This window comes from Tumebacillus amylolyticus (assembly GCF_016722965.1).
In the GTDB taxonomy this organism is placed as follows: Bacteria; Bacillota; Bacilli; order Tumebacillales; family Tumebacillaceae; genus Tumebacillus; species Tumebacillus amylolyticus.
Window position 1 is genome coordinate 558,453 of record NZ_JAEQNB010000001.1, and the last position, 12,648, is coordinate 571,100.

Annotated in this window: 11 protein-coding genes; 10 read left to right on the forward strand and 1 reads right to left on the reverse strand. The window is 56.8% G+C overall.

Going from position 1 to position 12,648, the window contains the following annotated elements; all coding sequences use genetic code 11:
* Positions 1-11 precede the first annotated feature (11 nt).
* From rocF to sat, 4 genes are all read left to right on the forward strand, one after another.
* Entirely contained in the window at positions 12-911 is a 900-nt protein-coding gene (rocF, locus tag JJB07_RS02655) for an arginase (RefSeq protein ID WP_201630879.1), read from the forward strand.
* A gap of 198 nt (positions 912-1,109) precedes the next feature.
* Positions 1,110-1,811 (forward strand): phosphoadenylyl-sulfate reductase, encoded by a 702-nt coding sequence (locus tag JJB07_RS02660; RefSeq protein WP_201630880.1) that lies wholly within the window; start codon positions 1,110-1,112, stop codon positions 1,809-1,811.
* A 45-nt stretch (positions 1,812-1,856) separates the two neighbouring features.
* On the forward strand, positions 1,857-2,669 hold the full coding sequence (locus JJB07_RS02665; RefSeq protein ID WP_201630881.1) for a sulfite exporter TauE/SafE family protein: 813 nt from the start codon (positions 1,857-1,859) through the stop codon (positions 2,667-2,669).
* Between the two features lie 16 nt (positions 2,670-2,685).
* Entirely contained in the window at positions 2,686-3,855 is a 1,170-nt protein-coding gene (gene sat, locus JJB07_RS02670) for a sulfate adenylyltransferase (RefSeq protein ID WP_201630882.1), read from the forward strand.
* A gap of 66 nt (positions 3,856-3,921) precedes the next feature.
* Here sat and JJB07_RS02675 read toward each other — a convergent pair whose 3' ends face one another.
* The gene (locus JJB07_RS02675) at positions 3,922-5,298 is read right to left on the reverse strand and encodes a helix-turn-helix domain-containing protein (RefSeq protein WP_201630884.1); all 1,377 of its coding nucleotides are present in this window, start codon (positions 5,296-5,298) and stop codon (positions 3,922-3,924) included.
* A gap of 264 nt (positions 5,299-5,562) precedes the next feature.
* Here JJB07_RS02675 and sigW point away from each other — a divergent pair, with 264 nt between their 5' ends.
* The 6 genes from sigW to glmS all read left to right on the forward strand — a co-directional run bounded on the left by sigW (position 5,563) and on the right by glmS (position 12,640).
* Positions 5,563-6,132: an RNA polymerase sigma factor SigW gene (gene sigW, locus JJB07_RS02680; RefSeq protein ID WP_201630886.1), complete on the forward strand. Its 570-nt coding sequence runs from the start codon at positions 5,563-5,565 to the stop codon at positions 6,130-6,132.
* A gap of 13 nt (positions 6,133-6,145) precedes the next feature.
* Complete coding sequence (locus JJB07_RS02685) at positions 6,146-6,742, forward strand: zf-HC2 domain-containing protein (protein WP_201630888.1); 597 nt, start codon at positions 6,146-6,148, stop codon at positions 6,740-6,742.
* A gap of 143 nt (positions 6,743-6,885) precedes the next feature.
* Entirely contained in the window at positions 6,886-7,722 is an 837-nt protein-coding gene (cdaA, locus tag JJB07_RS02690) for a diadenylate cyclase CdaA (RefSeq protein ID WP_347338311.1), read from the forward strand.
* Between the two features lies 1 nt (position 7,723).
* Positions 7,724-8,938 (forward strand): CdaR family protein, encoded by a 1,215-nt coding sequence (locus JJB07_RS02695; RefSeq protein WP_201630890.1) that lies wholly within the window; start codon positions 7,724-7,726, stop codon positions 8,936-8,938.
* A 139-nt stretch (positions 8,939-9,077) separates the two neighbouring features.
* Positions 9,078-10,430, forward strand: coding sequence for a phosphoglucosamine mutase (gene glmM / locus JJB07_RS02700; RefSeq protein ID WP_201630892.1), 1,353 nt, complete (start codon positions 9,078-9,080; stop codon positions 10,428-10,430).
* Between the two features lie 377 nt (positions 10,431-10,807).
* Positions 10,808-12,640 (forward strand): glutamine--fructose-6-phosphate transaminase (isomerizing), encoded by a 1,833-nt coding sequence (glmS, locus tag JJB07_RS02705; RefSeq protein WP_201630894.1) that lies wholly within the window; start codon positions 10,808-10,810, stop codon positions 12,638-12,640.
* Positions 12,641-12,648 lie beyond the last annotated feature (8 nt).

Below are 12,648 nucleotides of genomic sequence, written 5' to 3' on the forward strand. Positions count from 1 at the left end.
GGGAAGTACATATGAAGAAAACGATCAGCGTCATCGGCGTGCCGATGGACCTCGGCCAAGGCCGACGCGGTGTCGACATGGGCCCGTACTCGATCCGGTATGCCGGCTTGAAGGAACGCATTCAACGCCTCGGCTACAATGTGCATGACCAAGGCAACGTCAACGTTCCGCAAGCGGAATCGCACGACATCCACGATCAGAAGCTCAAGTATCTCCCGGAAGTCACCCGCGTCTCCGAAGACCTCGCAGAGAAAGTGGCGACCGTCATCGCGCAAGACCATTTCCCGATCATCCTCGGCGGCGACCATTCCATCGCCATCGGCTCGATTGCAGGCATCACCCAGAAGCACAAGAAATTGGGTGTGATCTGGTTTGACGCCCACGCCGATTTCAACACCGAAGACACCACCCCGTCCGGCAACATCCACGGCATGCCGCTGGCGTGCTGCTTGGGCGTCGGTCATGAAACGCTCGTCAACGTGGCAGGCTTTGCCCCGAAGATCGCCCCGGAGAACGTCGTCATCGTCGGCGCCCGCTCGATCGACCCCGAGGAGCGCAACCTGCTCAAGAAGCACGGCATCAAAGTGTTCGACATGCACGAAATCGACAAGCTCGGCATCCACCGCGTCATGGAAGAGTCGATCCGCATCGCGGGAGAAGGCACCGACGGCATCCACCTGTCGCTCGACCTCGACTCCATCGACCCGGACATGGCACCGGGCGTCGGGACTCCGGTTCTGGGCGGCGTCACCTACCGCGAAGGGCACTTCGCGATGGAGTTGCTCTACCAATCGGGCAAAGTCGTTTCCTGTGACGTCGTCGAAGTCAACCCGATCCTCGACGAACACAACAAAACCGCCCGCACGGCGGTTGACCTCGTCTGCTCGCTGCTCGGCGAAGCTGTCATGTAAGGGCAAGACCCCTCCGATTCAGTCGGACGGGGTCTTTTTTTGCTTCTAATCCCAAGTATGCATATAGGTATTGACGGATTCTAGAATATGGGGATATAATTACTGGAAAAGTCGGATTTGAGAAATTAGGGAACTTGGAACCCTACGCATCTGACCTGTATATCTTACAAAAGAACATGGGAAAAGGGAGCGTGTGGCATGAGCACGAAACAATTGCTGCTGACGGCCGAAGAAGTCGCCGTCTTGAACGAACAATTTGTGGGCAAAACTCCGCAAGAAATCCTCCAACTGGCTTTCGAGAAGTTCGACAACATCTCGTTCGCGTGCAGTTTCGGCGCCGAGGATGTCGCTCTCGTCGACATGATTGTCAAAATCAAGCCGGATGCAAAAATCTTCTACCTCGACACCGATGTGCTGTTTGAAGAGACCTACCAAGTGCGCGATGAGATCTTGAACAAATACAACGCGAACTTGATCAAGTATTCTCCGCTCTTGTCTCTCGAAGAACAAGCGGACCAACACGGCGACAACCTGTGGGCGACCGATGCCAATGCATGTTGCAACATTCGCAAAGTGGAGCCGCTTCAACGTGCGCTCTCGACGCTCGATGCATGGATCACCGGCATTCGCCGCGACCAAGCTCCGACCCGTGCGAACGCCGGCGTCATCGAAGTCGACACGAAATTCAACCTGATCAAATTTAACCCGATTGCGCTGTGGACATGGGAAGACGTGTGGGCTTACATTCGCGCCAACGACGTTCCTTACAACAAACTGCATGACCAAAACTATCCGTCGATCGGTTGCATCCATTGCACCCGTCAGGTCGCTCCGGGCGAAGACCCGCGCGCGGGCCGTTGGGCCGGCAATGACAAAACGGAATGCGGTCTGCATAAGTAAGTCCACCTCGGGATTGGGAGATATCGCCTTGGGGGAGGCTGTGCAATGAATTGGGAAGTATCGCTTGGCGGATTTGTCGTAGGCTTGCTGGTCGGGCTTACGGGCATGGGAGGCGCATTGGTCATGACGCCGATGATGATCTTCCTGTTCGGTGTCAATCCGACGGTTGCGGTGGGGACAGATTTGATTTACTCCTCGATCACCAAGATCTTCGGAGCCTGGCAGCACTGGCGACAAAAAACGGTCGACTGGGTCGCCGTACGCCTGCTTACGATGGGTAGCGTGCCCGGCGCCTTGGCCGGAGCTGTCACCATGTTGCTGTTGCAAAAAGGATTTGCCGACTCCGTTCAGGGAATTGTCGGCAAACTGCTCGGGATTACGTACCTGTTGATCTCCCTGTTCATGATTTGGCAAGTGATTCGTGCGGTCCGCCAGCGCCAACGCCGGAGAATCGAGCTGGAAACGGCGGCGGCCTCCGAAATTGCGACGGTGGACGTGATTCGTCCAGACGCACGGAAAATGATCTGGCTTGGCATCATCGCCGGCTATGTGGTCGGGCTGACATCGGTCGGCTCCGGCACACTTTTCATGGCCTTTTTGGTCGTGATCTACCCGATTGCGGTGGCTCGTTTGGTCGGTACGGACATTGTGCAAGCCGTCCTCGTCACCGGTGTTGCAGGCCTCGCCCATTTGTCGATGGGCAACGTCGATCTGACGCTGGTGGGGCAATTGCTGATCGGTTCCATTCCGGGGATTTTGATCGGGAGTCGCATGACGACGAAAGTGCCGGAATCCTTTGTAAAAAGTGCGTTGTTCGTCTTGATCCTCTGCGCCGGATACAAGATGTTGATGAAATAAGGGGAGGGCTACAACTGTGAGCGGATTGATTGCACCACACGGAGGCACGCTGATCGACCGCGTGCTGACAGGAGAGGAACTTCAAAAACAGCGGGAACGCGCGGCAGGACTGAAAAAAGTCGCACTGGACGCCTTTGCGCTGTCTGACTTGGAACTGATCGCCGTCGGTGCGTTTTCGCCGCTGACCGGGTTCATGGGAAGTGCGGACTACCAAAACGTTGTCGAGAACATGCGTTTGGCGAACGGCACGGTCTGGTCGCTTCCGATCACCCTGCCGGTCACCGAAGAGGCGGCCGAGGAGATCGCAGTGGGCGAGAGCGTCGCTTTGATCGGCGAGAACGGCGTCATCTACGGCTTGCTCGACGTCACGGAGAAATTCATTCCGGATAAAACCTTGGAAGCCCAAAACGTCTACCGCACCACCGAAGACGCACATCCGGGCGTGGCGAAGCTCTACGCGCGTCCCAACGTCTACATCGCCGGTCCGATCTGGCTGTTGGAACGCGATGCGGACAAAGACTTCCCGGAATTCCGCTTCGACCCGCGCGAAACGCGTGAGTTGTTTGCCAAGCGCGGCTGGAACACCGTCGTCGGGTTTCAAACCCGCAACCCGGTGCATCGCGCACACGAATACATCCAAAAAGCAGCGCTGGAGATCGTCGACGGCCTGTTCTTGAACCCGCTGGTCGGGGAAACCAAGTCGGACGACATCCCGGCTGACGTTCGCATGAACTCGTACCAAGTCCTGCTCTCGAACTACTACCCGACGGAGCGTGTGCAACTGGGCGTATTCCCGGCTGCGATGCGCTATGCGGGTCCGCGTGAAGCGGTCTTCCACGCGATGGTTCGCAAAAACTTCGGTTGCACGCACTTCATCGTCGGCCGCGACCACGCGGGCGTCGGCAATTACTACGGCACCTACGACGCGCAGTTGATCTTCTCGAACTTCACGGCGGAGGAACTTGGCATTCAACCGCTGTTCTTCGAGCACAGCTTCTACTGCACGAAGTGCCAATCGATGGCGTCCACCAAAACCTGCCCGCACGGCAAGGAAGACCATCTGACCCTCTCCGGCACCAAAGTCCGCGAGAAACTTCGCAACGGCGAATCGCTCCCGGTCGAATTCACTCGCCCGGAAGTCGCCGAAGTCCTGATCCGAGGACTGCGCGAAAAAGCATCGGTATAACCCATACCTTCGCAAAAAAAAGCCTTCGACACACTCGCGTGTCGAAGGCTCTTTTTTATATCTCCCTTATTCGTGGATGTATTGGGTTGCCGCGCTTTCGACTCCGGCGAGCAGGTCGCTGGCTCGGCGCAGGACATCGACCGCTTTGGCGGCCTCTCCCAGCTTCTTGTACGCGTCGGCGGCGAGTTTGAGGGCGGAGACCGCCTCTTCGGAGAAACCCATCTCGTGGGCTTTTTCAAAGGCTGTCATCGCGTGTTCAATGGATCCTTCATACTCGCCGCGCAGGGCCATGTAGCGAGCCTGCGTCGTGTAATACGTGCGCGTGACGAACATCGGCAGCACGTCGACGGTGATCAAAGAGCGGGCTTGTTGGAGATAGACCCCGGTCTCCTCATACCGCTGTTGAGAAAAACAATGCTCCGCCGCATTGGAATACGAGTTGATCAAGCGGATGCGATCATCGTCGCCAAACGACCCCTTGCGAACTTCGCGCAACACATCCCTGAGTGTCGCTTCCGGGTTCGCTTGCTTGCGACGAACTTCTTGCATCGCTTCGACGATCTCCGTCTGCATCTGACGGCGGTTGAGCGAACGGTAGAGCGCTTTGGATTGCGTCAGGTAGTTGAAGGCCAGACGCGGATCTCGCTCCGATACTTCGTTTGCCATGTTGAACAATTTGTCTGCCATCGATTGCGCTCCGCCCATCGCATCGGCGACGTGACTCAACCCGTCGGCGAGCTGATCGGCCAAGCCGGGGGCTTCGTGATGAGGGAGCTTGTCCACCAAGAGATAGCCTCGCATGTAGGCGAGATACGCTTCCACTTGTGCCTCTTCGCGCGGAGACGACCCGCTCCCCGGCAGAAACGCCGTCACGGAGGAGGGTTCGTTGCGACCCGGCTTCTCCGGGCGAGGAAGACGCTCGGTGTCCGCCTTGAGCTCATAGACTTCGCCCAGTCGCACATGCAATTTGGCGAGATAGAGCTTGTCCTCCGGCGTCTTCTTGCCAAACGCCGCCCCAATCGCTTCGACGAGTACGCGCAGAGCTTCTTTGGTGCGCTCCATGCGCAGCAGCGCTTCGGTCTTCACCAAGACCAGTTTACGCCGCGCTTCAAGCCCCAGAGCCGGATCGCGCTCTTGGAGCTCCACTCCTTCGAGAATACGCCGATACGTCTCACGGACAAAATACGCCTGCCCAATCTCCATCGGGACCGGAGTCACCGACGGAAACGTTTCCGAAACTTCTAACAAATCTTCGGCCGCGACCCCCAATCGCTCGGCCAACTTCCCAATCAAATCTACTGTTGCAAAGCCCCGCCCCTCCTCTAATCGTCGCAGGGCCTCGACGGAACACAGGCCTTGCGCTACATCACTTTCGGACAGATTCTGTTGCAATCGGGCTATGCGGATGCGAGAGCCCATTTGAGTCAGTTGAAGTTCCGGCACGCTGATCGACCGCCTTTTAGACAAAAAGTTTCAAATTTCTCAACTAGCATCTAGTATAGAACGTACATTAAATTGAATCAATACAAATTAATCAACTTTTACAAAAGAGGAATCCCCAACTGAAATAACACGCCCTGGTGTGTCAAAATGAGGGTCGTGGCAGGAATTTTTTAGCAGAGGGTGAAAAAGAGAAGAAGATGTGAAACTTATTCGGACCCGGTTCGTATACAGAGTAAGCCGGAGGAAAAACGGCGGAGGAAGCTCATGGAACTTATAGAAATTCGGATCGTCAAACGAGCCCAAAAAGGCGACCGCCTCGCGTTCGCCGAGTTGGTCGAACTGTACAAGGACAAACTGTACAATCTCGCCTACCGAATGCTTGGCAACCCGCAAGAAGCGGAGGACGTCGCCCAAGATGCTTTTTTGCGAGCCTATGCGAATTTAGACAAATACAATGCCACCCACAAGTTCTCCACGTGGATCTACCGCATCGCCACCAATTTGTGCATCGACCGCATGCGCAAGAAAAAAGCCGACTATTCGCTTGATGCGGAAGTCGACGGGATCGAAGGCGGCGATATGTACACCCGTCTCGCCTCTCCCGACCTTTTACCGGAGGAGGAGTTGGTGCGGACGGAAACCCAGCGCGAAGTGCAGTCGGCCATCGATGCTCTGCCGGAGAACTATCGGGCAGCCGTGATCTTAAAATACCTGCATGACATGTCGTTGCAGGAGATCGCCGACATTCTGGAAGTGCCGGTTTCGACAGTCAAGACGCGGATTCATCGCGGACGGGAAGCCCTGCGCGAAGGGTTGAAACACCACAGTCGATAGGAGGTGACGCAGAGTGAGCAGCCAACACATGAACGATCAAATTCACCAGTACCTCGATGAAGAACTCAGCGGCCCGCAACGAGAGGAATTCGAAGCGCACATCGCGACTTGCGCAGAATGCCAAGGGGAGTTGAAAGCGATGGGCGGCGCGATCCAACTCCTCACGAAGGCCGAATGGGTCAAAGCGCCGGCCGGGTTTACGGAGAACCTGATGGCGCAATTGAACACGATGCACCCGCCCAAACGCAACTGGCGCGTGCCGATCATGAAGTACACGGGCGTTGCGGCCGCGGTTCTGCTGGTCTTCGGTTTGGGCGTGTCTCTGACCGCTCCGTCGAAGTTCGCGTTGCAAGCGGACAACACCCAAGGTCTGGTGGTCGCCGACAACAAAGTGATCGTCCCGGCCGGCACCGAGTACAACGGGGACATCACGATCGAGAACGGCGATGTCGAAGTGCGGGGCAAAGTCAACGGCAACGTCACGGCGCTCAACGGCAAAGTCTACCGCACGGCCGGCGCCGACATCTCCGGCGAGACGGAGGAAGTCGACCAGGCGATGGAGAAAATTGTATTTTACGCCAAGCGTGTATGGAACGGGTTGGTCCAATAGCAGGGATCGTGCGAAGAGCAGAAGTTTTCTGCTCTTTTTTGTTGTTCTTAAAAAGGGAAACCCGACCCCGAAGCGAAATGTTATACGATACGAACGGACATGATAACAGTGATTTCCGTGGGATTTCGTACAGAAGACAGTAGGTGGCGGATTTGCAGACGACATTCGAAAATTTGGTGAGTTCATTTCGACTTTTGGACGCGCTGGACCTCCTCATCGTCGCCTTCGTGCTCTACCGCATGATTTTGATGATTCGCGGCACCCGAGCTGTGCAATTGCTCAAGGGCGTCGTGATGATCCTGTTGGCGACAGGTCTTGCACACACACTCCATCTGGGAGCGCTCAGTTGGCTATTAGACAAAATCCTCACGATCGGGCTGTTTGCGATCCCGGTCGTGTTTCAACCCGAATTGCGCCGAGGTTTGGAACAACTCGGGCGCGGCAAGTTCTTCTCTTCGCGCAGCACCACGCTGTTCCAAGAGGAGGAGGACATTCCGAAGACGATCAATGAATTGACCAAGGCGACCGGCGTTTTGGCGAAAAACAAAATCGGTGCCTTGATCATCCTCGAACGGGAGACGGGGCTCTCCGACCACATCGAGACCGGGATTCCGATCGGTGCGGTCGTTTCTTCGGAGTTGCTGATCAACACGTTCATTCCGAATACGCCGCTTCATGATGGAGCTGTGATCATTCGCGGACAGAACATCCTCGCGGCGTCGTGTTTTCTGCCGTTGTCCGACAATGCCTTGATCTCGAAGGAATTGGGCACGAGACATCGGGCGGGCATCGGGATCTCCGAGCAGTCGGACGCTGTGGCGGTCATCGTCTCCGAAGAGACGGGGGCGATTTCGCTGGCGGCCGACGGGAAACTGACACGCAACCTCGATGAGCAGTCGTTCCGCGAGTTTTTGACGAACTTGCTGGTTCCGGTCAAGACGGACCGCTTCACACTGTTCAAGGGAAAGGCGGGATCTTGAGATGATGGACCGCCTCTTGCGCAACAACACCGTCGTGAAGATCATCGCGTCGATTCTCGCCGTCTTGCTCTGGCTGATCGTTCATTCCGGCGATGAGACTTCCACGATCGGCTCCACGGGCATTGTGCAGATTACGCAGCCTCTGCGAGACAAGCCGGTCAAAGTCCTCTACGACGAGCACAACTTCACGCTCGACGGCGAGCCCAAAGTCACACTCAACTTGCACGGACCGGGCTTTGATGTCATGAACACGATTGCCCAGAACGACTCGATCAACGTCATCGCCGATGCAACGAAACTTGGCGAAGGCACACACGAAGTTCCGGTGTTCGTCCAAGGGCTGCCGTCGGGAGTCGTCTCGGACAACCCGACCGTCACGGTGAAACTGGAAGCGAACGTCGTGCAGGAGTTCCCTGTGACGCTGAACACCGAAGGCAAGCCCAAGGAGGGGCTCAACGTCGGCGAAGCGGTCATCTCGCCGAAAAGCGTCGTGGTCTCCGGGCCGAAGTCGGTGCTGAGCACCGTGACGTCCGTCGTGGCGACGATCTCGCTCGACAACGCCGAAGAGTCGATTCACACCTCGGTTCCGCTGACTCCGATGGACGAATCGGGCAAAGCGGTCAAGGGCGTGAAACTCAACCACGACCGCGCCGACGTGACGATTCCGGTCAACCACCCGTCGAAGTCCTTGCCTTTGGGCTTGCAGTTCAAAGGCGAACTCGCACCGGGCTATGCGGTGGAGAACGTCACCCAGACGCAAAGCGTTACGGCGTACGGCAACCCGCAAGCGCTTGAGGCGTTGGATTCTTACAGCGTGCCGGTGCTCGATCTCACGGGGTTGAGCAAGTCTCTGACGCAGAAGATCAAGCTCCCTCTGGTGGACGGCATCACCGCGCTGGAGCCTGACATTGTGGAAGTCACCGTGAACGTTGTGAAGTCCGAGACGCGGACGTTTGACAACATTCCGGTGAAAGTCATGGGGCTCAAGGAAGGGCAGTCGTACAAAGTCATCGGAACACCGGAGCAAGTGTCCGTCACCCTTGAAGGCGCGAAATCGCTGCTCGACAAACTGCAACCCACCGACTTGCAAGTGTTCGTCGATGCGACGAACCAAGCGGGAGGGCAACATACGGTGCGTTTGCAAGTGACGACGCCGAACTTCATCAAGGCGGTTTCGATTACGCCCAGCGAGATGAACATTGAATTCAAGAAGTAGGAAAAAGAGTCCCGACCCGCCACAGCGGGCTCGGGACTTTTTTGGTTGAGAATCCCTGCAAGATATGGGAGAATAGGAGTATTGCGTTGTTTTTTGCGAAAGCGATTTCGACTTCTGAGAGCGAAGGAGATTTTCATACATGGCACGTTACTTTGGTACGGACGGCATCCGTGGGATTGCCAACCAAGAACTCACCCCTGAACTGGCTTACAAACTCGGTCGCGCCGGCGCGTACGTTCTGACCCAAGGGTCGGGCGAGAAGCGACCGAAGATCGCCGTTGGCAAGGACACCCGCATCTCCGGCGAGATGCTCGGCGCGGCCCTCGTGTCCGGCATCATGTCGGTCGGTGTTGACGTCATTCGTCTGGGCACGATCCCGACGCCGGGCGTGGCGTATCTGACCCGCAAACTCGGTTGCGACGCAGGCGTTATGATCTCCGCTTCGCACAACCCGGTGCCGGACAACGGCATTAAGTTTTTTGGCGGAGACGGGTTCAAATTGACCGACGAGCAAGAAGCGGAATTTGAGCGTCTGCTGGACGCAGCAGTTGACGAGTTGCCGCGCCCGACGGGCGAGCATGTGGGACGTCTGTTGGAGCAACAGGACACCTATCAACAGTTCATCAACTTCCAGAAATCGACCGTTCAGAACTCTTTCGAAGGCGTGAAAGTCGTGCTCGATTGCGGCAACGGCGCGGCGTCGTATGTGGCGGGGGATTTGTTCCGCTCGCTGGGTGCCGAAGTCGTCGAGATTTTCTCCGAACCGACGGGCACGAACATCAACGTCTGCTGCGGGTCGACGCATCCGGAGCAGGTGCAGGAAGCGGTGGTGCGCTATGGGGCGCAGATCGGCTTGAGCTTCGACGGAGACGCGGACCGACTGATTGCAGTCGATGAGAAGGGCGAGATCGTGGACGGCGACTACATCATGGCGATTCTGGCGAAAGCGATGAAGCAGCGTGGCACGTTGACGCACAATACGGTCGTTTCCACCGTCATGTCGAACATCGGGTTCCACAAAGCGATGCGCGAACAGGGCATCGACGTGAAGATCACCGCTGTCGGCGACCGCTATGTCATGGAGGAGATGCGTGCGGGGAGCTTTGCCATCGGCGGCGAGCAATCCGGGCACATCATCTTGCTCGAGCACAACACCACGGGGGATGGGCTATTGACAGCCCTGCATCTCACGGATATTATGGTAGAATCCAAACAACCGCTGAGCGCTCTTCGCTCGATCATGCGTTCCTTCCCGCAGATCTTGGTCAACGTCCGTGTGGCGACCAAGGACGGGTGGAGTGAGAATGCAGAGATCAAAGCGGCAATCCAACGCGTGGAGGAAGCCCTGGGGGCTGACGGCCGCGTGCTGGTGCGCCCGTCCGGCACCGAACCGCTGATTCGCGTCATGGCGGAAGGCCCGGAGGAAGAAGCGCTGCGCCAGTATGTGAACGACATCGCAGACATCGTACGCCGCGAACAAGGCGAAAGATAAAAATGGGGGAGCTTTTGCTCCCCACATTTTCTTTTCCGGCATACGATACCTTTAGTGGAGGTGATGTGGGGCACAGCGGAGAGTTGTGTGGATGTGATGTTTTTTCAAAAGCGCCTGAACTGCACCGTATGAGCGGAGAAACACCACGGGCAGTTGACGAGGTGGAGGAGTATCGATTTTTCGGCGGATGCCTCCCGGTGGGATGTTGTACCACACCGTCATAGCGTCATTTCGAAATCCGTTGGGTGACTGACGGGACAAGAGACGCTTCTTGGTACACACTAACAAAATTCAGTGAGTTGAGGCACAGGGCGCTTGTAGCCAACGGCACAAGTTTAATTTCCTATTGCCTCCAAACGACGAGGAGGATTTTTAGTATGTGTGGCATCGTGGGTTATATCGGGAACAAGCAAGCGCAAGACGTTTTGTTGCATGGGTTGAGCAAGTTGGAGTACCGCGGGTACGACTCTGCGGGCATCGCGATTTTTGAAAACGGCGACGTTGCGGTGAAAAAATCGGTGGGTCGTCTCGCGAACTTGGCGGAACTGGTGGACGGCGCAGACCGTCTCTCCGGCCACCAAGGCATCGGGCACACCCGTTGGGCGACGCACGGCCGTCCGTCCGACAACAACGCGCATCCGCACCAAGACGACAACGGCAATTTCACCATCGTTCACAACGGGATCATCGAGAATTACCAAACCCTGCGTGAAGAACTGATTGCCAAAGGTCACACCTTCCTGTCCGAAACCGACACCGAAGTTGTGGCACATCTGCTGGACGACATGTGGACCGGCGACCTGTTCGACACCGTGCTGGCGATCTCCAAGCGCATCCACGGCGCGTATGCACTGGGGATCATGGCGAAGCAAGAACCGGGCAAACTGATTGCGGTTCGCAAGCAATCTCCGCTGGTAATCGGTCTTGGCGAAGGCGAGAACTTCATCGCGTCCGACATCCCGGCGATTCTCGAATACACCCGCAACGTGTACATCCTCGACGACGGTGAGATCGCCGTTCTGACGGCAGACTCCGTGAAGCTGTTCGACCTGAACGGCACCCCGACGCAGAAGGAAGTCTACGAAGTGACCTGGTCGGCATCCGCTGCGGAAAAGGGCGGCTACGACCACTTCATGCTCAAAGAAATCCACGAGCAACCGAAAGCAATCTCCGACACCCTGACCGGCCGCATCTCCGAAGACGGTACGAAGGTCGTGTTTGACGAAGTGCAATTCCCGGCCGGTTTCGTCAAGGACATCGACCGCATCCACATCCTCGCGTGCGGCACGTCTTGGCATGCAGGGATGGTTGGGAAGCATGCGATTGAGAAGCTGACCCGCATCCCGGTTGATTGCGAAATCGCTTCTGAATACCGCTACCGTGACCCGATCGTGTCGAAGAACACGCTGATGGTCGTCATCACCCAATCCGGCGAGACGGCCGACACCTTGGCTGCTCTGCGTCAAGCGAAGGAACAAGGCACCCGCGTTCTGGCGATCACGAACGTTGTCGGCTCTTCGGCTGCTCGTGAAGCGGACGATGTAATCTTCACTTGGGCTGGCCCGGAAATCTCCGTCGCTTCGACCAAGGCGTACACCACTCAGTTGACGGCGCTGTACCTGTTTGCAGGTTGGTTGGCACAAGAGCGTGAATCGGTCGGCGCTTCCGAAGTTCCGGCGATCTTGACCGCTCTGCGCGACATGCCGGCGAATGCAGAGAAAGTTCTGGAGACCGCTCCGGCGATCCAAGCGTTCGCGAAGGAATGGAGCTCCCGTGAGCATGCGTTCTTCATCGGTCGTGGCTTGGACTATGCAGTGTCGCTGGAAGGCTCGCTGAAGCTGAAAGAGATCTCCTACATGCACGCCGAGGCGTATGCAGCAGGGGAGCTGAAGCACGGAACTCTCGCGCTGATCGTCGAGGACATTCCGGTCATCGCACTGGTAACGCAAGACGATCTGTACGAGAAGACCCTCTCGAACATCCAAGAGGTAAAAGCACGCGATGCGTTCGTGCTGGCACTGGCTTGGAGCGGAGATCAACAGATCGCGAAGTCGGTCGACCAAGTGATTCACATCCCGAAAGTGAACCCGTTCCTGGCTCCGATCTTGGCAGTAATTCCGTTGCAGTTGCTGGCGTACTACGCGTCGGTCGCTCGTGGGAATGATGTTGATAACCCGCGGAATCTGGCGAAGTCGGTTACGGTGGAGTAGGGTAATAG

Coding starts and splice junctions, on each gene's coding strand:
- JJB07_RS02665 (WP_201630881.1), top strand. CDS start 1,857: ATGAATTGGGAAGTATCGCTTGGCGGATTTGTCGTAGGCTTGCTGGTC.
- JJB07_RS02695 (WP_201630890.1), top strand. CDS start 7,724: ATGATGGACCGCCTCTTGCGCAACAACACCGTCGTGAAGATCATCGCG.
- JJB07_RS02660 (WP_201630880.1), top strand. CDS start 1,110: ATGAGCACGAAACAATTGCTGCTGACGGCCGAAGAAGTCGCCGTCTTG.
- glmM (WP_201630892.1), top strand. CDS start 9,078: ATGGCACGTTACTTTGGTACGGACGGCATCCGTGGGATTGCCAACCAA.
- rocF (WP_201630879.1), top strand. CDS start 12: ATGAAGAAAACGATCAGCGTCATCGGCGTGCCGATGGACCTCGGCCAA.
- sigW (WP_201630886.1), top strand. CDS start 5,563: ATGGAACTTATAGAAATTCGGATCGTCAAACGAGCCCAAAAAGGCGAC.
- glmS (WP_201630894.1), top strand. CDS start 10,808: ATGTGTGGCATCGTGGGTTATATCGGGAACAAGCAAGCGCAAGACGTT.